The organism is Vibrio proteolyticus NBRC 13287, assembly GCF_000467125.1.
Lineage (GTDB): Bacteria > Pseudomonadota > Gammaproteobacteria > Enterobacterales > Vibrionaceae > Vibrio > Vibrio proteolyticus.
This window is the reverse complement of the sequence record NZ_BATJ01000008.1, coordinates 1-22261: the sequence shown is the minus strand read 5'-3', so window position 1 is coordinate 22261 and position 22261 is coordinate 1. Positions and strand designations below refer to the sequence as shown.

Here is a 22261-nt window from a genome sequence, read left to right as displayed (position 1 = left end):
AGTTGGGCTCAGTAGAGGAGTCAATGTTGCCTGTCATCAAGGTAACATTGACCTTAGGTACGCTTTTCTGGTCAGCTTGGTCATGAGAATGACAGCAGCCACATGAATGGCAACAGCAACCATCGTCAGATTCGCTAAGGTTTCATGTACCTCTTCTAACCAGTCAGAACCCCAAAAATAGTCCGTTTCCATCCCCCACCCCGAGCTAGCGGTCGCGATCAGCAAGCTCCACAATACCCAGACCATGATGGCGCCAGCGGGATTATGTCCATTATGTTTGTCTTGACGAAACAGATATACATCCATCAAATGACGGACAGCCTTTGCTGGATTGGGAGCAAAGTGGCTTAAACGCGCCGGCGATGCCGTGAGCATCCCCCATATCAAACGGACGATCACACTGATCAAGATGAGATAACCCGCCCATTCGTGCCACTGACCACCCTTTTCAAGAACAAAGAAATTCGCCATAAAAAGTATTGCAGAAGTCCAATGGGTCGCTTTCACGACCCAATCCCATTTAAACGGCTCAGTCATCCATCTCGACCTTTACTTTGTTCATATTGGTCGGGTCGAAATAAATCTCTATCCGCTTGTCTTTGGCAGTGTAACCATACAACTCGTAGCAACCCGTACCGGTCTTCTTAAACTCTTTAATTCGGTACCCCATTTCTTCTACTTTCAATTTAGCATCTTCGATGGAGAGCCACTGTACCTCTGGCTGCGCTGTACAGGTTGGGTCAGCCAACGCTACCGATGAACTGCCAAATAAAATACAGAAAGCCAAGCCAAGAGTGATTCGCTTCATTAGATCGTTCCTTGTCGTTGAATTATTCAACCTGATGCTAATGAACAAAACTTAATATTCCCTTAAGACGCCGAAATAATAAAAGAAAGGCCTCCGCATGGAGGCCAACTTAATGTAGATGACTTGATTTTATTGTGTTCTGGCCAAAATAGGATGACTATCGTTTAACTGCAACAAATCCCATAAGTTGCCATACAGATCGCGAAACACGGCGACCATGCCGTACTCTTGCTGCTGAGGATCGCGAACAAATTCGATACCGTCTGCCACCATGCGATTATAATCGCGCCAGAAGTCATCGGTATTGAGAAACAGAAATACCCGTCCGCCGGACTGGTTACCGATATATGAAAGCTGCTCTGGTTTGGATGCTTTAGCCAGCAACAGCGTCGCACCTTGAGAGCCTGGCGGTGACACCACCACCCAACGCTTATCTTGCTCTGGTTGATACGTATCTTCTATCAGCTCAAACTTAAGTTTGTTGATGTAAAAATCTAACGCCTCATCATAGTCCCGAACAACTAGTGCGATATGAACAATTGATTGTTTCATTCTATATATTCCAAGGTCTAAAAAGTTGGCCGCATCACATTTGTGGTTCAGGCAGTTCTGGCGATGTGTTGTCGACATAAGTCAGAAAACTCGCCCAGAGTTCATGGGTACGCAGTTTGGTCAGCTGTGTTTTACACGTCAATACCATGGTTGTTCGAATCGTACCCTCTCGCCATTTGGTGAGGATTGCCTGGCAATGAGCCTCGTAATATTGCTCCCAACTCTGCTGCGCATTTAAGATAGCCTGAGACAACTCTCTGTCATCTTGATTGAGGTCCAAGCTGGTTTTGAGATAACGTTGTAACTCTTCCTGTGCCTGTTCAAGCTCAATCGATGCACAATGGTTCACCTCATAATTTGTTGCCGCCTTGGCACAGTCGATCTCACCTGAGGTAGCCAATACTGATGTAGTCAGCAATGACGACAGCAACACGGCCCCGTATTTCATCTTCATATTGTTCACAAGTTCCGGTTCTTCATCCCCACACGGTGTCATACTAACAGGCGTGGCGCAACGCTTCCTTCAGTGTCCAACGTCACCAATGATAAATACATTTCGCTCACGAATGCACCTCCGCTGCACTATCATCATTAGCCTTCTCAAAACGCTTCCAAATTTACGCTCTATAGCAATAACGGAAAACCTCCACCAGCGCTCGCCTTACTCATCCAACGTTATTTTCCCAACATACGCAGACAAGAGAGCAAATCTCATCATGCCATGACACTTTGGATAGAAAGCCAAGTATCAAGGTTTTGTTATGTGATTGTTGCTCGCGATCTGCCAATCTAAAACAGATACAATCGATATGCATTAAGTACAATAAAAAGGAAATAACATGAAAACTTTGATTTACGAAACTTTGATTCGCCTGACAAGCCAAGAACCAGAACAGCACGCACAAATCCGACAAAATCTTTACGAGCAGTTGGATTTGCCTTTCGATAAACAATTGGCCTTATACGCCTGTGCTCTCGGACCGGCAAGTTCGGGTAAGCTGGAAAGTAGCCAAAGTATTAACAATGCCGTGGATAGTGCGATTAAACTGTTGGAAACTCCTGAATATTGATTCGCTTGCTATCACTGACACGGCCCACTACTTTTAACGGGCCGTTTTTGATCTGCACGCAATCTGCCGCATCGCACTAAAATAGTATCCAGCATCGATAAGTGCAGGTGCTAATGGGTTAAATGTCGAATCACATCCCCTTCGATGGCTTTCAAGATGGATAAACCTGCGGTTGACTCACTATTAATGGCAACCCAACCATCCGTCCCCATAAACTCAACACTAGAATAGTGAATAGTAACCTCATCATTGTGACCAGAAAGGACACCAGCCAACTTGAAGATACCTATGTGTGTGGTTATTCGAGTGATTGTAAACTCCATCTATGTTCCCTCTGCTCTTCGGTATTACGATACAGCTTCCAAGTTTCATGATATTCAAAAACTGGGTTCCAACGATTTAGCGGATAGATATCGGGTATACCTTAGTCCGCGTTTGGTTTTGTCGACTTGTTAATTTTCTGAAGCGATCATATCAGATGCCTCATTCAGTTTTTCCGTTGCGAGCTTGACTTGCTGCTGTATAAACCGAAAAAAACTGTCTTCATCAATAAACGGGTTCAATGCGCTGGTCGTAGTTTTCCTGTCTCGATTGGCAAACAAGTTATTTTTGTGCGGATGATTTGCCAGATTAACTACGACTGACGGCTCTTCAGCGGCCAACTTCCTGATTCGGGCCATACTCGCAAAAAAACGTCTTCATGAGGTGAGGGTCTTGAAAATTGACTCCATGCCCCCCCACGACAAACGCACGATACAATTGGCCATTATCTTTCACCATGAAGTCTATGGACAAATCGCCCTCTGTATGGCCTGGCGTAATATAGACGGTAAACTGAGTATCTCCGAGCACAATACTGGATCGGTCTTGGGCAAACCATTGTACTTCAGGGGGCAGGAACTTGTGCTCGCCGCGACTTTTATCAGCTTGCTCTATAGCCAACTCAAGTGCTTTTTTAGTCATAATCACACTGGCGCCATATAGAGACTGGAGATACTCCGCGCCTCCTACATGATCGGAATGCCCGTGAGTGACTAAGATGTGAGTGACTGGCTTTCCCTCTAACCCCATTTTTTTGAGGTTGATGGGTATCCACTTGCTGTATGGAAAATCGAGCGAGTCTATGATGACCAAGCCAGATGATGTCTCGACAACATACGACGAAACCCACCGATCGCCAACGTAGTACACATTGTCAAACATTTTGAAAGGCTCAACATATCCATTTTCATCACTCATTTCTGGAGCCTTTACGCCCGCCAATGCTTTAATCGAAATGATAAAAACAACAGCAACGATAAGCTTTTTCATGTAATTCCCCTAACTATTCAGGCGTCGTTCATTCAATACCAGCAAACCCAGACCAATGCGCTGTGATTACAACATCTGACGAAAATACCAAGTTCTATAACTCTCTCTTGAATATGTTGGCATGTTGAAGTTTAGGTCGCGCTTCCCCATCAGCTCTAGTGAATACAGCCAACAGGGGGAGACACACAAATAAAAATGTAGCCAGCAATATAATCAATACTCTCATCTATGTGTTCCTTCTGGTTTGTTAAACCTAGTAAACTCAGACCTGTACTCATACAGACACTGAAAGTTTAGTGAACGAAAGTATGAACATATGCATCGAAAGTTACATTTATTATAATTTTATTAGTTATTCAAAAAAGGACATATAACGCGTATTAAGAGGTGAGCAACGCTGTCACTGAACCTCAACGATTGTGCCGTAAACACAAAAGCCAACGCAAAAATGCCAGGCGTTGGGGATCTATCTTAAACGCGTTGTTATGTACGTTTTACCAGAAACGCCACCAAGGTTTCCCCTCAACGTCATACGCAACAACAGGTACAAAAAATATCTTCAGATTTGAATCGAAACTGCATGTTAATCCATTAGCACATAACGCTGCGTTAAGGGGTAACAACGCTACAGAACCCAACTTAAATCCTTGTTCCATAAACAAAAAACTAAACTTTGGACCAAAACCACCAAGCATTAAGAATCCCTCTTAAACGCTTAAACCAACGCATAGTGAAAATGCCACGCGTTGCGAATGAGCCTATAAATAATTCTGTGTAACTGTCTTGGTTACATATAATCTGTAAGTCTACCTTCGAACATAATCATAAAGCGGTTCAGGGCTTGTCGCCAGTTTCTGATGGGCATCGTCCACTTCTTGGAAGCATCCTGGATCGCTAAGAAGATCACTTTCCTTGCCGATTCATCCGTTGGGAACAGCTTACGTTTTTTGATGGCTTTTCTAATCACACTGTTCAAAGACTCGATGGCGTTGGTCGTGTAGATCGCTCTCCTGATGTCCTCAGGGTAATTAAACAAGGTATTGAGGTTATCCCAATGGGCTGTCCAAGAGCGGCTAATTTGAGGGTACTTGGCGTCCAGAGGACGAGACTGCCACTCGATAACTTGCTCCAGAACAGCGTCCGTGACTTTAGATATCAACGTGGGCGAGACATCGGCGTCGTACATTTCTTTGAACGTGGCGACGATTTCCCTGGTTGTCATTCCTTTAGCGTACAGGCTTAAGATCTTGTCATCCATGGACTGGAATCGAGTCTGGTGCTTACGAACCAACTTGGGTTCAAAGCTCGCATCTCGGTCGCGCGGCACATCAATAGGAACCTCGCCATCATCAGTGATAATCGACTTAGATGAGTAGCCATTACGGGAGTTTGAGCTGGGTTTAGTCGCGTGCTTTTCGTAGCCAAGGTGCTCATCAAGCTCAGCATTGAGCGCGGTTTCGACGGTCACCTTGGTTAACATTTTGCGGAAGTCATCAAGATCGGACTCTGTCTTGATGGATTTGGCAGCTTCACGAGCAAACGCTTCAAGTGCTTTCTTATCCATGTTGTCTATCCTTAGCCTTTTTAAGGCTTAAGCTTAGACAATTACACAGAAATCAGGACAGTCTCAAGGTACAGGTTGTTTATCGTAGTCTAAATAACTAACTTTGCTTACATAAATGTCAATATCTGAATTATTTAATTCACTACAAAGTGTATCGGTATTAGTTTGAATCGCGACACCTTCTTTACTACTTAAATATAAATCCCACATAGCAGCTGATTCATGTTCGCTCATATACCAACAGCTAATGAACATTTCTTTCTTCAGGTTTTGGAGCCCGGAAATTAGTTGCCCCACCGTATCTTCAGGAAAGCGCCCTTCTTTGGTTAAAATGTCAAAGCTAGCTTGTGGCCAAGTTCCCTCGTAAGGGTCTTCAAAAGAGTTTGCATTTGGAAATACAAGAGTTCGCTTTTCAACAAGTACAATAACTTTGTAAAATCCATATATCTCCATAGCTTAGTATTGCTATCTGGATGGATCATACTTTCATGTTGCTTAATCAATCATTAGTCCTCGATTATTCGTTGGCGCCTAACGCCGCGTTAAGGGGTGAACAACGCGATGCCGCCCAACTTAAACCATTGTGCCATAAACATAAAAGCTGAACTTTGAACCAAAACTGCCAAGCGTTGAGAATCCCTCTTAAACGCCTTGTTATGTGCCCGAACTCATTGTGTACTCTGGGTGTCCCGTATGCTCGTCACATTGCTCACTGACGACTGTAAAGCCTTGAGACAGATAGAACTGATAACTAGCCTGATTTTCCTTATATACGGAAAGGCTCAATATCGCTCTTTGTGCTTTAGCATGACTTTACAATTGCTTACCGATACCTTGCCCCTGAAATGCAGGAAACACGAATATAGCTGCCAAGTTGTTTTCATACAACGCATAAAAGCCGACTATTTTCGACTCGATTTCGTATACGAAAACTTCTGACGCTGGGATATAAACATTACGCATGCTCTCAACTTGAGACTCCCAAAAGTCAGCCGAGACAAAATCATGAGCTTTAACAGATGCTTCAAGCCAGATTTTAAGGACTGAATCTAAGTCATTTGAATTGTACTTTCTTATCATTTTAGAACTCTAGATTGTCAATTTATCGGGGCAACATAACGCCGCGTTAAGTAGTGAGCGACGCAAACCACCTAACCTAAACCATTGTGCCGTAAACACTAAAGCTGATTCAAACCAAAATTGCCAAGCGTTGCGAATCCGCCTTAAACGCTTTGTTAGGCATACTTTTTCAACATTTCATGTGCTATATCGTAGCAACTTTGCTGAGATGCAGTAGCGTCATACACTAGTTCTTTAAGAGCCTTCCTCCTTTGGTTCGCAGCCATACGATGAAGTGTCCTCATGTACGCATCCCAGTTAAGGTGAATTAGCAAAATTCCGTTGTCAGCACACCACTGTTTCTTAAAGTTATCTCTTTCCCTTACTTCCTCATAGTTACCATAGATATCTGTTTCACGGAAATGCGTCGGTCCTTGAACCTCTATTGCTAATTTCAACTCTAGAATCTGTATATCAAGCTCCAGCCACGATCCGCTAGTGTGCTTAATTGGCCTTTCTCCGTGCCTAATTTTGTATTTTGGGAAAATCTTTCTGAGGTCTGAGCAGATAGTATATTCAGCGGAAGAACGGCTTGGCGTCATATGCTCACCTTTCGAAACTGCACTACGAATAGCGCCTAGATATTCCTTCAATAATTTTAAAGTATTGGACATCCCCATATTTTTGAACTTAAACATAGGGAGGTTATTCTGAAATCCAACACGGTATTGCTGTTTGTGCTTATCTGTCAGATCAAAAAAACGAGGGTAGCGTAACTCGATATTCAGACTACTAGGGATAATGGTAAAGTTTGCTACCCACACATCAGGGTGTGATTTAAAAGCGACATACCAACACGTGTTTTTATAACCATTACTCTTATATTGAATTCTCGGGACAAAAACTTCCGGAATATTTGATAATATTTCTTCCGCTATTTTAGCCTGTTCAATAAGTTGCTCATGATTCACAAGCTCATAAAGAGCTTTCCCAATATGCTCTTCTGGGTAAACTGCTTTCGCCATAAATGGATATCCCTTCCTTAGTTGCCTAACGCCCAATTAAGTAGTGAGCAACGCTGCCATCACACTTAAACCATTGTGTCGTATACACTTAAGCCGATTCGGACCAAAAATGCCAAGCGTTGCGAATCTGCTTAAATTGTTTGTTATGTGCGTACTAAAGACATTGGCACGAAACGAATTCCGTTGAACTCTGCTTCTTCGCCTGTTGCGACGAAACCATGGCGATTGTAGAACCCAACAGCATTCACCGATGAGCGTAGACTAACCTCACAAGCGTCTGTCTGATTAAGCAAATGATTCAATAGCATACGACCTAAACCTGAACCCTGTTGAGAATTAGCAATAAACAAGTGGGTTAAATAGTTCCCATCACGCAAAGCAGCAAAACCAAGTATTTCCCCACTCGATACAGCCTTAATTGCTGAAAACTTCTCATCATCGAAAGTAGTCGCTAGGTCAGGTAGAACTCTGTCCTTATACTCTTTCTTTCCTTGTGCATTAAGCAGTGGAAGCACATCCTTGGCCGAAACCTCTGAAACAAGCCTTTTTACTGCGTCCAAGTCCGCTTTTTGGACTTTCTGAATTTCCATATTTCCTCCGAGCACATAACGCCCTGTTAAGGTGTGAGCAACGCAATACCTAAGCCACCGCATACCACCTTAAACACTAAACGCAACGCATAGCAAAAATGCCAAGCGTTTCGAATCACTCTTAAACAGATTGTTAGGTGACAGCTATAACACCTACGATACTATAAAAACAAAGTTTGAAACGACTGTTCTCGTTTAATAGACATCAAGCTAGAGGACAGTGAGGCAAGCATTGCCTCATGCACGAAATTCCCCATGCTTATACGTTTGACGCCCAGAGCTTTAAGTTCTGGAAAACTAGGTAATTCAGGAATACACATTACATTTATTGGTAGCGACGTGCTTGCTACAACAATTTCAATATCATTAACTTCTCTAATACATGGTAGAAAAATTCCATCAGCGCCAGATTGTTGGTACCTATTAATTCTCTCAATACTCTCAGCTAGAGGTTCCCTAACATTTAGCAAGAATGCATCGCTCCGGACATTAATGAATACTTCAATATCAGCTTCCGCGAGTAAGCCCCTAACTTGCTTTAGCGTTTTCTCAAATAGTGCAACATCACATAGCTGTCTTTGACCTTCTATTACAATACTATCTTCTATGTTTATGCCAACGACACCGACTTTCACCAATTCGATAATATTCTTCACTATGAGTTCTGGTGTATCTCCAAAACCTGATTCAATATCAACTGTCAAAGGCAGATTAGTTGAGCTACCAATTGCTTTTACAATTGACAATAAATCATTGAACTCAATGTTCTCTCCATCATCTTTTCCAAGATTACTCGCAATTGCAGCACTAGAAGTACCGATAGCTAAAAAACCTACTTTCTCTGCGACCTTCGCACTAGGCACATCCCAAACATTACAAATAACTAGTGGTTCTTCCGCTCTATGCATACTCTTAAACATGTCTGAAACTCCTATATAGATTTGGAACTAATAATTTCAGACCGATGCTAGCAATTGACATATGATAGAACTCGCCAATTCCGGAACTGAATAACAAATATTGATTCACAACTCGCTGTCACATAACGCCGCGTTAAGGGGCGACAACGCTATGCCACCCAACTTGAGCATTGTGCCATTAACACCTAAGCCAAACTTGAAATCAAAACCGCTAAGCGTTGGGAGCCCCTCTTAAACGCTTTGTTAGCTGTACATTTCTACCACTTCTACAGACTTGCAAATGACATAACCATGTTCAAGAACCAAGACTTTGAAGGAGCTCTTTGGATTGAAAGAAAACACGTAATTGGTTGTAATAAGGTCTTTTATTGACTCTGCATAAGCATTAAGCAACGATTTAGGCCCGAACGCTAACAAGCCGTAAGAACCTTCACAAAATGCTATACGTTCACCTGCGTAGGAAGTATGTAGGTATTCGCTTAAAGGCCTCCAGCCATTTAAAACAGATTCGTGAGCCTCATAAATCCTTCCCAACACTTCATACTTGTTTACTGCTACAGATGAATAGTAAAGCTGACCTTGAGGTTCGTTATATTTCAGTAGTAGTGGATGCACATTATAAAAGTCTAAATTTCCTGACTCAGATACATTGATTTCCGATTCCTCAACATCAATACAGTTTATCTCGAACCTTCGGATAAAATCATTTTCAACCCAATCGTCACATTCAAATTGAATTTTAAGAACTTCACCTTGTTCGATAGATGTTATTTGGCCATTTAGGTCTTCGTATAGAATTTCAGCTAACTCTTCAATTTGCATCATATCTCTCTGTGCAGCTAACGCCGCGTTAAGTAGTGAGCAACACTACCACCCTAACCTAATCCATGGCACGTAAACACAAAACTCAACCAAAACAAAAAATGCCACGCGTTGCGAATCTGCCTTAAACGCTTTGTTATGTGCAAAGTTCCGACAACTTCCTGATTTCTTTTACTTCATGACTTCCCTGAGCAACCTTACCCATAGGATTAAACCAAATAGCTTGGATGCCGGCTGTGACTGCTGGGTCAATATCTTTGTCGTATGAGTCACCGACCATAACCACCGATTTAGGCTCTACGTTTAAAGTGTCGATAATTCGATTGAAGAATTCCGGAGCACCTTTGTCGATACCAAGGTTAGCTTTGCAAAAGTAGCCTGAGATAAAAGGAGATAAACCCACTTGCTCGAAAGCCAATTTTATATCACTTTCTGTTGAGTCAGCGGCATTAATAGCGACATAGATTTGATGTTGTTTAGACAGTGCTTCTAAGGTTTGACGCGCACCGTTTACAGCTTGGATATTTTCCCAATCACACATTTTCCCTGTTTGATCTGAGAAATCGATCATTAGTGTATCGCCCCAATCGGATAAGTACACTTTGCTCATTTTGCCTCCTTGCACATAACGCCCTGTTAAGGGGTGAGCAACGCAATACAGATACTGCCGCATACCACCTTAAACACTAAACGCAACGCATAGTAAAAATGCCACGCGTTGCGAATCACTCTTAAACAGTTTGTTAGCCGCTCACTCCCAAAGGTTATTGCTTGCTCAATAGGAACTTACGCAAGTCTCTCTCAGCACGCATAACAAACAGAATAAATACTTTGTCGCCGTCTCGTTTATAGAAAACACGGCACGGATTAACTACAACTTCACGATAACTTAGATGTTCTAGTTCAGGCGGAATGCGACCCGATTCAGGGAAAGCCTCTAAGCGCTCGACTTTAGAAAAGATCGTTTGAACCAATTGTTTTGCAGCTACGATATTTTCAAGTGCGATGTATTCAGCGATATCATTGAGGTCGGATAGCGCTGGCTCAGTCCAGATTATTTCAGCCATTTTGACATTTTGTCCTTGGCTTCATCGTGACTCACCACTTTACCGTCAGCTAATGCACGTTCACCTCGTGCAATCCCCTCCAGAATCGCCAAACGATTTTGCATAAACTCGTAATCATCAACATCAACCAGATATGCCGATGGCTTACCATGTTCAGTAATTAACACTGGTTCTTTAGTGTCGTGGAGATCAGCAAGGATCTTTGTTGCTTGACGTTTGAGTGATGTAACTAGTTCTACTTTCATGAGAGCTGCTCCAAAGGAATACTAAAGTGATACTATTCTATCACTTTGAGTATAGCAAGCTTCATGACGGCTAACGCCGTGTTAAGGGGTGAGGCAACGCTGCCGCCATAGCGGATATGACCACCTTAATCACTTAAATCGATTTGAAGTGAAAGCGCCACGCGTTGACGAATCCCTCTTAAACACTTTGTTATGTTTTACCACAACTGACTCTCTCACATGGCAAAGAACTCTATTGCATAAAGAATTGTTTAACTTGCGTCACACGACGTTGTGGAATAATCCGACAAAAGCGATAAATACAAATCGCGTAATTCCCAGAAATTTGATTGAGGCAACTTTGATGATTTTCAGCGAATGACGGCATCCCTTTCAAAACAGCGAAAAACAAAACTCGAATTGCCGAAAGCCCCGCTGCCGATATGCTAATTGGGAAACATAACCGAAGCGATTTTAAGCCAACCCAATTTTCAACGCTCAGACGCGACTTCGAATTGAAGCAACCCACGAACTTTGAAGCGTGATTATTTTGATGGGTTCATGAACTTGGGCAGACAATATTGAATTGCTGAGACAACTCGAACGAATTGCCAAATAGGCCAAAGAAATAAGCGCCAGAAAACCTTTTATTTCTTGTAAATCAAAGTGAAACATAAAGCCGCATTAAGGTGTGAGCGATGCTTGGCTATACTTGAGCGAAGCGAAACTGCCAAGCGTTGCGAATCACTCTTAAATGCTTTGTTATACAAATATTATTTTATTTCGATTCGCTGCTTTGGATAGCCAATTATCACACCGGATTCTAGCAACTCCAACTCTAGAGAAAATATAAACGATGTTTTCGTATATAATATCTCTCTAGGGACCGCATTTTTGTCTTTGACCTCCACAAAATAGCCGTATGGCTCATACTCGTCTAAGAATATTTTCTTAAATTTTTCATCATGATCATTTCGTGCAGCCGAAAAGTGGCCAGCTTCATTTACACCCCAATCTGGCTCTTGCAGTATATATGCCATTCTGCCGTTAACTTTGATTTTGAAGTCTGTCCAGACGCTTAGATATACTTTCTTTTCAGCTTCATTTATCGCACACCAACTCCATACTGTATTTCTTTGCTCTGCACCCAAATATTCCATGAGTTGACTTCTATTCTCTAATTTCAAAATTGACTCCATTTGTATAACGCCGCGTTAAGGGGTGAACAACGCGATGCCACCCAACCTAAACCATTGTGCCGTAATCACTCAAGCTGAATCAAACCCAAAATGCCGAGCGTTGGGAATCCCTCTTGAACGCTTTGTTATGTGAATTTTTTCACGCGCCCAAAAGAGGCAAATTTTTACGCTGCTGATAGGTTAAAGCCAACTCTAAACAGGACTTGATTGCTGTTTCTGGCAACACTTGCGATATGGACAGAACGATTGCTCTGTTTCCCTGAAACGCCAGTTCTTCACCATACAATTCTCGAAATGTATCGACTAACTTAGTTTGGCAATTAAAGAACAGATAATAGTTGTTAGGAGATTTTAGCTTCCAGTCCATTCTTAGCGGGCTGCCTGTTTTTACACTATAGCTAGGTTCACCCCACTTTAGAGTTTCATCGACTTCACCCAGCTCCAAATCAGATGCGATTTGAAAGACTAGATTTCGTAGCTCCTCTAGCCTAACACGAGCATTTTCCGGATATTCATCGAAGCGTTCTTTGACTACCTTGTTCACTGGAACCTCCTATTCACATAACGCTGCGTTAAGTGGTGAACAACGCCTGCCACCCTACCTAAACTATTGTGCCGTAAACACTTAAGCTGGATTAAACCGAAAATGCCAAGCGTTGTGAATCCGTCTTGAACGCTTTGTTATAACACAGTTTTACACGTCGTCTTCCGACAACATTTGACGACAATTACGAACTGTCAATACGCGGATCTCATGGCTTAAGCTATAGATAATACGATAGTGACCAAAAATGATTTCACGATAGTTAGTATTGGGCATTTCAGGAACAAAGCGCCCCATTTCAGGCATACTTCCAAGTAGTTCAGTTTTGTCAAAAACTTCGTTTACCCACTTTTCTGCTGCAGGTGGATTATCCAAAGAAATAAATTCCGCTGCATCGCCTAGCTTCTGAAGCGCTAATGGAGACCAAACTACTTTCATTTCTTAATGCGCCCCAATACTTGAGCACGAGCATCATCATTTGAAACACCAAGGCCTGAAGCTAATTGAGCTTCAGCTGTGCGCATCTCTTCCAGTAACTCGATCTTCTCTTGCATTGCTTCATACTCTGCAACATCGAGAACAACAGCAACACCTTTACCACGCTGTGTGATGACCAATGGACGGCGAGTCTCATTGATTTGTTTGATGTAAGAAGCTACACCTGCACGAAATTCAGATAACGGCTGAATATCTTGATCGAAATGAATACGACTCATATTAAACTCCAATTAGTACAAAATAACGTACAAATAATAGTTCAACTAACCGTTTTAGGCAAGGAGTTGATTCTGTGTTATAACGCCCAGTTAAGGGGTGAGCAACGCAATGCTGAAGCTTCCGCATACCACCTTAAACATTAAACGCAACGCATAGTGAAAATGCCACGCGTTGCGAATCACTCTTAAACAGTTTGTTATACCGTTGATTCACGCTGCTTCTCTTTAAATTTATCTATTGAAGTTCGGATCGTTTTTTTTGACTCAAACTCTGGAATGCAAGAGTAGATCAGCCACTTATGGATAAGGCTAGGCTTCCCTTTGAAGGCAACAAATGAGCGTATTTTTGCGTACCGTTGAAGTTGTTTAGAGTCAGTATAGATATGAGTTATAACAAACGCTCTCTCGTAAGCCAAAAGATAATAAAATACATACACATATGGTAGTAAAGATACCGACAGCAACATCGGAACCAAGAAATCTCGGAATGTATCAACACTGATGAACTTCCCTGGCTCGTTATATATATTTAAGATTGAGTCGATGAAAATCAAAGTTCCCATTATCGCTAAAATATAGTCCGATATTTTTTGTGCTTGCTTATACTCGGGTTTACCTTTGGAAAAAGCACTACAACATGCAAATAGTGTAGCTGTCGTTACTAGAAATAATTCAGTTATAAAGCCGTAAGAATGAAACGCTACTAGGAACTCAATTAGTACAATCAGCCTAACCTGAGAATTTAACGATGCTTTCAAGTACTCTTTGGGTTCGGTGATCTTAGTCGTATTCATAAGCTGAACAAAGCCAATAAACACAAACCACAGTATCGTATTTTTAAGTTGCCCTGCATTCCAAACATCAATGCTATAAAGTAAATATACGACAATTAAAATATATAAAAGCAGAGTGCCAGTTGTTATCAGTATGGCTTTTTGGCAAAAGGATTTTAGGACTAACTCTATAGCCGGTAGAACCTCCTTACTTTTTATGGAAGCCCAAATGAAGACAACAATGACAAGAGTAGCTGTAGCTAACTCTCGATTATTAAAAATACCCAAATGCCCTCCTAACCCCAAAAACGGTATAACGCCCAATTAAGGGGGGAGCCACGCTACCACAGTACTCAATTTCAGCGCCGTAAACACTGAACTTGACCCAAACCAAAAATGCCAAGCGTGGGGAATCCCTCTTAAATTGTTTGTTATGCCTTTTGATAAAGTTTCAATAATTGTTGCGATAAGTCAGCTATAGACTTATCTTTTAGCGACTGATCTGTAGTCTCTAGCTTATCCAACACTTGCACACTCATACCCACTGCATTAATTCTCTCAAGCATAGCTACATAACTTGATGCTTGTTCCATAGTGGATTTATAGATAACCAGAAATGTTGCGCCTAAGAAATTAACCAATACACCCGATACGGATGATATTACACCTGCATACAAATCATTGGGTTCCACTAATACCGTATAAACACCGAAACCAATAAGAGAGAAACCCGCTAACATTACAATTAGGGTAAGAATATAAATTGATCGAACCTGCGTTAAATTTCGATCAATGTATGACTCAAGTTTGATTCGAGCAAGATCCCAGCTAGCCTGCGTTTCATTGGGATTGCTTTTAGCTCTTTCTTCAACTTCTATGTACTTTTCACGGTTTCTAGTTTGGTCTTCAGCGGTTTGGTAGACAACTACAGCAAAACCTGATATAGCAAGGTGCCACCGGAAAGAACGTGAAAGGCACGAATGTTCAGGTGTAAACCTGGGCACAATTACAGATAAACACCAAAACTTATGACCTTTGATGTCAAACCCGTACTAACGCCGCGTTAAGGCGTGACGTAATGCGTGCCATACTGTGAGCGAAGCGAAACTGGCACGCGTTGCGGAATCGCTCTTAAACGCTTTGTTATAAACTTAGCCAGCGGTATATGTCGTGCTTTGTTATTTCTCCTAACGCAATTAATGCTAAGCTGACGAAAGCAAATACATAAATTTTTTGCTTCCACATTAGGTAAAGACTGCCCCATAATCCTTTGTGCCTAGAGAAGTAACGAGCTGCGTATATCCTGAACATTTTTTGCTTTGACACAATGTGTAATGTAATTATTATCAAAAACAATCTTGCAAATGGGGCTGGTTGTTCAAATTGTAATGATGTAGCGGCTAAAGCGATTGCAAATAGTCCAATCACATCGTTTACATATGTAAAGTAAGCTTCTGCTAAATGCTCTTCTTCGTCAGGGTGGATCACTTATTTCTCCTTGTTTATAACGCCCTGTTAAGGGGTGAGCAACGCAATACCGAAGTCGCCGCATACCACCTTAAGCACTAAAGCCAACGCATAGTAAAAATGCCACGCGTTGCGAATCCCTCTTAAACAGTTTGTTATGCGATTGAAACATCGACACTTTGAAGTTTTACCTTAACCTCATCAAGTATCCCTTTATATTCCCAATACATTTCCCGCCCATCAGGGCCAGTGACCAATAAATATTGTTCAGTAACTGAACGAATCCGAACAATACAAATCAGTTTCCGCATAAATGATTCTTCCATGGTACGCTCTTCGATTGGTTTGTTCTCAGAATCATAGCCATGAAATATCAAAGCATTCTTAACATCTAATTCTATAAACTTCACTTCAATTCCTTTTTGTAAGTCGTATCGCATAACGCCAACTTAAGGTGTGAACAACTCTGACACCTTAGCTAAAGCATTGTGCCATAAACACTAAACTGACCTGAAGTGAGAGCGCCAAGCGTTGTGAATCACTCTTAAATTTATTGTTATAAGAATTAGAACTCAGAGCCCATTAGCTTGACAGTTTCCTTTGCTAATTCGTAAGGAGTTCGCTCATCACTAGGACTAGAAAGAGAGCCAAAGAACGACAACGTCAGCAAATTCCTAACTACTTTTCTATGAGTTGACCTTGATGGTACTAGTCTGAGGGCAACTGCAAGCCATAAAGGGGAAATCGTTATATATTGAGCCTTCATGTCCGCCATTAGCTTACGAAGTTCATCTTGTCCATCATAGTATCGTTGACGGTACTCTTCATTGTCATCAACTCTTAGCTTCGCGTTCAACATATTTGAATGAAAACTTAGCGAAGAGATAGCCCTTGAATTTAATTGCCTATATTGATGACAAGGTTCTATAAACAGTTTTTGAACCAATTGAGACATCGCATGTATTAAAAGCCCACCGATTATGGTTGCTGCCGCTGTATATATTATTTTTTCAAATTCACTCATAGTGCCTATTCTTATAACGCCCTGTTAAGGTGTGAGCAACGCAATACCAAAGTTCCCGAATACCACCTTAAACACAAAACGCAACGCATAGCAAAAATGCCAAGCGTTGCGAATCACTCTTAAACAGATTGTTAGGGCTTTACCCCAAAGAGTTCCCCGGATTTCTCTTATTTTTCTTTCTAGGCTTAGGTGTTGGAGTATACTCAATACCGTTAACATCAACAGTAAGCCCAGCTAATTTACTGTTAGTCACTGCTCCAACAAAATCCTTTCGTTTATCTCCATGCTTACAAGACAAAACCAAATCAAGAAAATAGTCATCAAGCCCTATTCTATTTTTCCCCCACGATTTAGAGAATGGAGTACCAATCCTTATCGTTGGTATAGCACCGTCTTCATCAGGTGCTTCTAGCACGATATAGTGATTCGTAAAGCGCGCCATCTTTTTACATTGATCACCGAGTCTGGTTACCTCATTCTTCGGTAACCCTTCCACAGTTCCATTTTTCGCTTGGGATAAAATAGCTTTGTGGATTGGTTCGCTTACATTTTCACTCTGAAACACAATTGAAAAATCTGCACCGTATAAACTCTCGGCGCAACCAGCTCCCCTGTCTGCAACAATGGTGGATGTAAATTCTATAAAGCCATTACCATCGCCAAAATCTAGCACACCATCTAATCGACCAATTAGTGCATCAACATATGCACTTTCTTGTGCGTATCTAGTCCTATTTAGTCGACTACATGCCTTGAGAAAGTAATCTTTTACTTTTTTTCTGATTTCTTGATTATCCATACTACCTATATCTATTATTCCCTAACGCCCAATTAAGGTGTGAGGCACGCAATACCAATGCTTCCGCATACCACCTTAACCACTAAAACCAACGCATACCAAAAATGCCACGCGTGCCGAATCACTCTTAAATTGTTTGTTAGTACGCTGTTCCTAAACCTTTTGGTTTGCACCAAGATATTGAAATATAGCACGAAACTGTTGGCTGAAAACGCTGAAGCTAAAGGGACAACTGCGAAACTAGAACTCAACCTCAAAACGCAAGTTAGCTAGAAGAAAAGCACGCCAAACTACCCTATTTTAACCAGTTTCAAGTTAGCAAAGGATCCGGACACCGAGCTTTGACAACCACACCAAAGAACCGAATTTAAGGCAAAAACCAACCACACATGAGAAGCCGCGCTCACGAAATAGCCCAAAAGTTAGAAGCCGTAAACGGTGAAGTCAAAGCGGAAACTCCGCATATAGTGCCACCGGAAAGAACGTGAAAGGCACGCCAGTTCAGGTATAAAGCTTGGAAACGAAACCGATAAACACCTAAATTTTGACCTTTGATGCCAATCCCGTACTAACGCCCAATTAAGGGGTGAGCAACGCTACCACCCAACCTAACGCATTGTACCGTAATCACTAAAATTGAAGTAGAAACAAAAATGCCAAGCGTTGGGAATCCCTCTTAAATTGCTTGTTATGTTCGTAGCCATTTGTACATGACGTGGCTATCAACTAACCCTAGATGAGCATGCTTATATGCCTTGGGAATTGTACCTATGATTTGAAACCCTAGCTTCTCCCAAAGCTTCACCGCAACTTCATTGGTAGAGACCACGCTGTTAAATTGCATCGCATCAAAGCCAAGTCTTAGAGCTGTTTCCTGAGAATGTTCACACATAAGGCGTGCAATGCCCTTACCTCTAGCTTCGCTAGAAACCATGTATCCACAATTACATATATGGCTACTTGGCCCCATTGCATTTGGCTTGATGTAGTAAGAGCCCAGTACAACGTCATTTTCTACGAAAACAAAAGCTTTCAGGGGAGATTCACACCATAAAGCGAAGGCTTGTTCTAGCGTCATATTTGGGTCAAAGGCATAAGTTTCTTGTGCCTGAATTACCGCCAAAAATGTTGGCCAAAACGACTCAAAATCGGCTTTTGTGATTTCCCTAATCATGAAATTCCTCCTAGAACATAACGCCCTGTTAAGGTGTGAGCAACGCAATACCTAAGCTCCCGCATACCACCTTAAACACAAATCACAACGCATAGCTAAAATGCCAAGCGTTGCGAATCACTCTTAAACAGATTGTTATGTACGTGCTTTCGGGTCTTGAAATACTATTACCTTGCTTTGCTCAAATCCATCCACTGAACCTTGCAAATGACTACGTACTTTTTTAACTAACGCGCGAACATCATCAGAGCCAAGCTTGTGTGCTAGAGATTCGGATAAATCTTTCGCTAAGTCCTCCGGAAGCCACACAAAAGCTTGGAAAGCCAACTTGTTAAGCTGGTAATAATCTAACTCTTTTTCAGCTCTTAGCCACTGAGCTAGCAATTCGGCAACAACTTCACCTTTTAAACGCATTTCTCGCTGATGTTCGACTTCTGCTAGCTTAAGATCATACTCATGCTTAATCGAAGCTTTTAGGCGCTCCAACAACCAGTTTTTACACAAGAACCCGACGATGCCAAAGATGGTCAACGTCGAAACAGAGCCCAATATTGATGCTAAAAAAGTTTCCATATTACCCCTAAGTACATAACGCCGCGTTAAGTAGTGAGCAACGCTACCACCGAACCTAATCCATTGTGCCGTAACCACTAAAGCTGATTCAAACCAAAAATGCCGAGTGTTGCGAATCTGCCTTAAACGCTTTGTTAGGGCTCTTGCTTACGCCCAAACTCTTTTGATTTTGTCACATAAGGAATCCAAGTCTTGAAATATAAACTCTTCATCTATACCCATAGTTTCCAAAACGCTTAACATTTCTTTCCGCTTTTCTTTAGTTCGAGCATCAATTTTAATCATGTGAAAGTCTTCAGGTTCTGAAAAGTAGGTGCCAATATGCTCAGGGCTTGTTCCATGGACCGTAAAACAACCTTTCTGAGAGGATACTCGTTTAATATGCTGGCTCGACTGAATAGCGATTGCCTGCTTTGGAGTCGCACCAGAGTTCGCGGGGCTAAGATTTGGAGGCAAATAGCTATCTAGGTTTATTTCACTGATATTTCTGTCTTCCATAACTGAAGGGCAGTAAATTTTACGGTGTCCTAAAGTCTTGTGGTTTAGAGCAAATGGGTCTAAGACCCAAACACTACGATAACCATTAAAACTTGGTTCGGAAGTCAGTGCGAAAAAGAGTGCAACCAATGCAGACTCTGACCAATCCAACAACCTCGTTGGTAAACCATGATGCTGCATCAGAGCAAATATCTCCCACGAGTTGAGGTTACTATTATCCGAATAGGCTTTATACCCGACTAAAAAATTGTGCTCTAGACTCCCTTCGTCATCATAAATGTCTCGCCATACAATTCCTGGTTGTGGGGTTTGTTTTGTTCGAGCTACACCACGAAACCAAAAGTTACCGTAGCCTGCCAACTTCTCTATGTGGGAGACATACTCGGACACTGATGAAACTTTAAACTCACGCAAATCTTACCTCCAATAAAGCCCTAACGCCGCATTAAGGTGTGAGCGACGCTTGGCTATACTTGAGCGAAGCGAAAGCGCCAAGCGTTGCGAATCACTCTTAAATGCTTTGTTAGCTTTGTTTCGCTTTCTTGTACCAATAACTTTTGCTTTCAGCTCTCACGACCCTTTGCATAACAACGTCTCCTACCTGTTTTCGTTTATTCCAGACCACCTTTTGAAGTTGGTGGGCTAATTCTAAAAATGGGAGCTCACTGTCACCAATGAAGTCTGGTTGTGCGAGTTCTGTAAACAACTGAGGCTTAATATCTTTCGATTTATTCGGATGTAGAACAAGGCTAACCTGTACTTCTTCAAAGTTCTCAGCTCCACTATGGGCTGCAAAGTTATGCCTTAGTTTCATAATATCTTCGTGAACTTTTAAAAGGTCATCGGGTACATGCTTACTTTCTAATTTGACTTTTCGTCCCTCGCACGAAGTAAAACACTTTGCATAAAATGTTAAGGCTGCAACAAATAACCCCTTAATTAGATTCATCTTCATCGGGTCAGTCGTTCGATCAAGCACATTAGGCTTCATCAATGAAATTTGTTCCAGCCAAAATATTACACTACGAAGATCTTTTTCAATTAACGTGTAAGCCGCAAATTGCTGACTAATTTTATCCGTTAGTTTCACCTGTGGTGCACGCTTTTTACCGTAGTAGTACTTGTTGTACCTGCCTTTCTTGGGATCGTAATATTCTTCAATTATGCAACCATCGTCGGCTTGCTTCTTAATGTAGACACCTAATTTAGGTTTCATTTAAATCCTCGTAAAAGCTAACGCCCAATTAAGGTGTGAGGCGCGCAATACCGATGCTTCCGCATACCACCTTAACCACTAAAACCAACGCATACCAAAAATGCCAAGCGTGCCGAATCACTCTTAAATTGTTTGTTAGTACGCTGTTCCTAAACCTTTGGGTTTGAACTAAGATATTGAAATATAACACGAAAATTGTGGATTAAAACGCTGAAGCTAAAGGGACAACTGCGAAACTAGAACTTAGCCTCAAAACGCAAGTTGGCTAGAAGAAAAACACGCCAAACTAACCTATTTTGACCAGTTTCAAATTAGCAAAGGATTCGGTCACCGAACTTTGACAACCACACCAAAGAACCGAATTTAAGGCAAAAACCAACCACACAAGAGAAGCCGCGCCCACGAAATAGCCAAAAAGTTAGAGGCCGTAAACGTTAAGGTCAAAGCGGAAACTCCGCATATAGTGCCACCGGAAAGAACGTGAAAGGCACGTCCGTTCAGGTGTAAAGCTGGGAAACAAAACCGATAAACACCTAAATTTTGACCTTTGATAACAATCCCGTACTAACGCCGCGTTAAGTGGCGAACAACGCGACCACCTAGCCTAATAATTACACCCTAAACACCGAACCCAATTTGAACTAAAAGTGCAAAGCGTTGAGAGTCCGTCTTAAACGCTTTGTTATGCGACTGACTCTCGGAGGATATCTCTAACCTCCATTAGTGCAAAACCCAAAAGGTTTTGTCCTTTCCACAAGTTGGGGTTTTCAGCTTTCTGATTGTCCACTGCCAGCCCGATACCCCATATTTTATCTACTGGGCTAGCCTCTACCAGAACTCTATTACTTGTATTAAGAAGGAATTCACGCAACTTCTGATTTTGGGAAAACTTCAATACATTGCCAGATACAACAATTTGAAACCGATTCTCACCCCACTTTGATTCATCAAAACCTTGAACGTCACGCCCAAGAGACTTTGCTTCCCCTGGGTTAGTGGCTTTGATTATCTTTTGATAGGTCTCATTATCACCGAACAGTTTAGCTTTCTCTGCCATCATATAGTGTTCAGCAGTCATGTACTCAATGCCGTTCTCACTAAAAGTGGATTCATACCACTGACTAAAGCAAGATTTGGATACAGTACCGCCTTGTTCTTGATGACCCCAAAAGAATACATACTTAATTTTTTTGCCTTTATTTACGTATTCCTGAAGCTGTTCTTTAGATCTAATTTTCAAACTTCAAATCCTGATTTTTTAGTCGC

31 protein-coding genes and 1 pseudogene are annotated in these 22261 nt (G+C 41.8%); 1 reads left to right on the top strand and 31 read right to left on the bottom strand.

What is annotated here, in order from left to right; translation table 11 throughout:
• Nucleotides 1-36: 36 nt before the first annotated feature.
• The 4 genes from VPR01S_RS11075 to VPR01S_RS11060 form a co-directional block, all read right to left on the bottom strand.
• Nucleotides 37-537 (bottom strand): cytochrome b/b6 domain-containing protein, encoded by a 501-nt coding sequence (locus VPR01S_RS11075; RefSeq protein ID WP_021705420.1) that lies wholly within the window; start codon nucleotides 535-537, stop codon nucleotides 37-39.
• Complete coding sequence (locus tag VPR01S_RS11070) at nucleotides 530-808, bottom strand: PepSY domain-containing protein (protein ID WP_021705419.1); 279 nt, start codon at nucleotides 806-808, stop codon at nucleotides 530-532. The genes VPR01S_RS11075 and VPR01S_RS11070 overlap by 8 nt, the downstream gene beginning before the upstream one ends.
• 129 nt (nucleotides 809-937) lie before the next feature.
• The gene (locus VPR01S_RS11065) at nucleotides 938-1360 is read right to left on the bottom strand and encodes a VOC family protein (protein ID WP_021705418.1); all 423 of its coding nucleotides are present in this window, start codon (nucleotides 1358-1360) and stop codon (nucleotides 938-940) included.
• Nucleotides 1361-1394: 34 nt separating this feature from the next.
• A complete protein-coding gene (locus VPR01S_RS11060) occupies nucleotides 1395-1814 on the bottom strand; it encodes a lysozyme inhibitor LprI family protein (protein ID WP_040902647.1) in 420 nt (139 codons plus the stop codon).
• Between the two features lie 385 nt (nucleotides 1815-2199).
• On the opposite strand from VPR01S_RS11060, the gene VPR01S_RS11055 reads away from it, so the two are divergent.
• A complete protein-coding gene (locus VPR01S_RS11055) occupies nucleotides 2200-2430 on the top strand; it encodes a PAS factor family protein (protein ID WP_021705416.1) in 231 nt (76 codons plus the stop codon).
• A 110-nt stretch (nucleotides 2431-2540) separates the two neighbouring features.
• Here VPR01S_RS11055 and VPR01S_RS11050 read toward each other — a convergent pair whose 3' ends face one another.
• The 27 genes and pseudogenes from VPR01S_RS11050 to ybiA all read right to left on the bottom strand — a co-directional run bounded on the left by VPR01S_RS11050 (nucleotide 2541) and on the right by ybiA (nucleotide 22235).
• Nucleotides 2541-2753, bottom strand: a complete 213-nt coding sequence (locus tag VPR01S_RS11050; RefSeq protein WP_021705415.1) for a hypothetical protein — start codon at nucleotides 2751-2753, stop codon at nucleotides 2541-2543.
• 328 nt (nucleotides 2754-3081) lie between these two features.
• The gene (locus VPR01S_RS11045; RefSeq protein WP_021705414.1) at nucleotides 3082-3741 is read right to left on the bottom strand and encodes an MBL fold metallo-hydrolase; all 660 of its coding nucleotides are present in this window, start codon (nucleotides 3739-3741) and stop codon (nucleotides 3082-3084) included.
• 787 nt (nucleotides 3742-4528) lie between these two features.
• Nucleotides 4529-5305, bottom strand: coding sequence for an IS256 family transposase (locus VPR01S_RS11035; RefSeq protein ID WP_021705412.1), 777 nt, complete (start codon nucleotides 5303-5305; stop codon nucleotides 4529-4531).
• 63 nt (nucleotides 5306-5368) lie between these two features.
• Nucleotides 5369-5758: a hypothetical protein gene (locus VPR01S_RS11030; protein WP_021705411.1), complete on the bottom strand. Its 390-nt coding sequence runs from the start codon at nucleotides 5756-5758 to the stop codon at nucleotides 5369-5371.
• A 201-nt stretch (nucleotides 5759-5959) separates the two neighbouring features.
• Nucleotides 5960-6385 (bottom strand): annotated as a pseudogene (locus VPR01S_RS11025) (N-acetyltransferase).
• A 155-nt stretch (nucleotides 6386-6540) separates the two neighbouring features.
• Entirely contained in the window at nucleotides 6541-7389 is an 849-nt protein-coding gene (locus tag VPR01S_RS11020; protein WP_021705410.1) for a PDDEXK family nuclease, read from the bottom strand.
• 143 nt (nucleotides 7390-7532) lie between these two features.
• Complete coding sequence (locus tag VPR01S_RS11015) at nucleotides 7533-7979, bottom strand: GNAT family N-acetyltransferase (RefSeq protein ID WP_021705409.1); 447 nt, start codon at nucleotides 7977-7979, stop codon at nucleotides 7533-7535.
• A gap of 161 nt (nucleotides 7980-8140) precedes the next feature.
• A complete protein-coding gene (locus tag VPR01S_RS11010; protein ID WP_021705408.1) occupies nucleotides 8141-8899 on the bottom strand; it encodes an isocitrate lyase/PEP mutase family protein in 759 nt (252 codons plus the stop codon).
• Nucleotides 8900-9142: 243 nt separating this feature from the next.
• Complete coding sequence (locus VPR01S_RS11005) at nucleotides 9143-9724, bottom strand: hypothetical protein (RefSeq protein ID WP_156008726.1); 582 nt, start codon at nucleotides 9722-9724, stop codon at nucleotides 9143-9145.
• A gap of 133 nt (nucleotides 9725-9857) precedes the next feature.
• Complete coding sequence (locus VPR01S_RS11000; protein ID WP_021705406.1) at nucleotides 9858-10331, bottom strand: HAD family hydrolase; 474 nt, start codon at nucleotides 10329-10331, stop codon at nucleotides 9858-9860.
• A 154-nt stretch (nucleotides 10332-10485) separates the two neighbouring features.
• A complete protein-coding gene (locus VPR01S_RS10995) occupies nucleotides 10486-10788 on the bottom strand; it encodes a type II toxin-antitoxin system RelE/ParE family toxin (protein WP_021705405.1) in 303 nt (100 codons plus the stop codon).
• Complete coding sequence (locus VPR01S_RS10990; RefSeq protein WP_005448240.1) at nucleotides 10776-11033, bottom strand: type II toxin-antitoxin system Phd/YefM family antitoxin; 258 nt, start codon at nucleotides 11031-11033, stop codon at nucleotides 10776-10778. The genes VPR01S_RS10995 and VPR01S_RS10990 overlap by 13 nt, the downstream gene beginning before the upstream one ends.
• Nucleotides 11034-11785: 752 nt before the next feature.
• A complete protein-coding gene (locus VPR01S_RS10985; protein ID WP_021705404.1) occupies nucleotides 11786-12199 on the bottom strand; it encodes a hypothetical protein in 414 nt (137 codons plus the stop codon).
• A gap of 151 nt (nucleotides 12200-12350) precedes the next feature.
• On the bottom strand, nucleotides 12351-12755 hold the full coding sequence (locus VPR01S_RS10980; protein ID WP_021705403.1) for a DUF1801 domain-containing protein: 405 nt from the start codon (nucleotides 12753-12755) through the stop codon (nucleotides 12351-12353).
• Between the two features lie 150 nt (nucleotides 12756-12905).
• Complete coding sequence (locus tag VPR01S_RS10975; protein WP_010377835.1) at nucleotides 12906-13193, bottom strand: type II toxin-antitoxin system RelE/ParE family toxin; 288 nt, start codon at nucleotides 13191-13193, stop codon at nucleotides 12906-12908.
• Nucleotides 13190-13471, bottom strand: a complete 282-nt coding sequence (locus VPR01S_RS10970; RefSeq protein WP_000086647.1) for a type II toxin-antitoxin system Phd/YefM family antitoxin — start codon at nucleotides 13469-13471, stop codon at nucleotides 13190-13192. The genes VPR01S_RS10975 and VPR01S_RS10970 overlap by 4 nt, the downstream gene beginning before the upstream one ends.
• 197 nt (nucleotides 13472-13668) lie before the next feature.
• On the bottom strand, nucleotides 13669-14532 hold the full coding sequence (locus VPR01S_RS10965) for a hypothetical protein (RefSeq protein ID WP_040902594.1): 864 nt from the start codon (nucleotides 14530-14532) through the stop codon (nucleotides 13669-13671).
• A gap of 143 nt (nucleotides 14533-14675) precedes the next feature.
• Nucleotides 14676-15248 (bottom strand): TRADD-N-associated membrane domain-containing protein, encoded by a 573-nt coding sequence (locus VPR01S_RS10960; RefSeq protein ID WP_021705401.1) that lies wholly within the window; start codon nucleotides 15246-15248, stop codon nucleotides 14676-14678.
• 139 nt (nucleotides 15249-15387) lie between these two features.
• Nucleotides 15388-15732, bottom strand: coding sequence for a hypothetical protein (locus tag VPR01S_RS10955; protein ID WP_021705400.1), 345 nt, complete (start codon nucleotides 15730-15732; stop codon nucleotides 15388-15390).
• A gap of 134 nt (nucleotides 15733-15866) precedes the next feature.
• Nucleotides 15867-16121 (bottom strand): hypothetical protein, encoded by a 255-nt coding sequence (locus tag VPR01S_RS10950; RefSeq protein WP_021705399.1) that lies wholly within the window; start codon nucleotides 16119-16121, stop codon nucleotides 15867-15869.
• Nucleotides 16122-16276: 155 nt separating this feature from the next.
• On the bottom strand, nucleotides 16277-16735 hold the full coding sequence (locus tag VPR01S_RS10945; protein ID WP_021705398.1) for a hypothetical protein: 459 nt from the start codon (nucleotides 16733-16735) through the stop codon (nucleotides 16277-16279).
• A gap of 139 nt (nucleotides 16736-16874) precedes the next feature.
• Nucleotides 16875-17534 carry a hypothetical protein gene (locus VPR01S_RS22660; RefSeq protein WP_021705397.1) on the bottom strand — a complete coding sequence of 220 codons (660 nt, stop codon included), beginning with the start codon at nucleotides 17532-17534 and terminating at the stop codon, nucleotides 16875-16877.
• A gap of 688 nt (nucleotides 17535-18222) precedes the next feature.
• Nucleotides 18223-18708, bottom strand: coding sequence for a GNAT family N-acetyltransferase (locus VPR01S_RS10930; RefSeq protein ID WP_021705396.1), 486 nt, complete (start codon nucleotides 18706-18708; stop codon nucleotides 18223-18225).
• 135 nt (nucleotides 18709-18843) lie between these two features.
• Nucleotides 18844-19281, bottom strand: coding sequence for a hypothetical protein (locus tag VPR01S_RS10925; protein WP_021705395.1), 438 nt, complete (start codon nucleotides 19279-19281; stop codon nucleotides 18844-18846).
• Nucleotides 19282-19428: 147 nt separating this feature from the next.
• Nucleotides 19429-20193 (bottom strand): FRG domain-containing protein, encoded by a 765-nt coding sequence (locus VPR01S_RS10920; RefSeq protein WP_021705394.1) that lies wholly within the window; start codon nucleotides 20191-20193, stop codon nucleotides 19429-19431.
• Nucleotides 20194-20302: 109 nt separating this feature from the next.
• The gene (locus tag VPR01S_RS10915) at nucleotides 20303-20995 is read right to left on the bottom strand and encodes a hypothetical protein (protein WP_021705393.1); all 693 of its coding nucleotides are present in this window, start codon (nucleotides 20993-20995) and stop codon (nucleotides 20303-20305) included.
• A gap of 682 nt (nucleotides 20996-21677) precedes the next feature.
• Nucleotides 21678-22235 carry a riboflavin biosynthesis intermediates N-glycosidase gene (gene ybiA, locus VPR01S_RS10910; protein WP_021705392.1) on the bottom strand — a complete coding sequence of 186 codons (558 nt, stop codon included), beginning with the start codon at nucleotides 22233-22235 and terminating at the stop codon, nucleotides 21678-21680.
• Nucleotides 22236-22261: the final 26 nt, after the last annotated feature.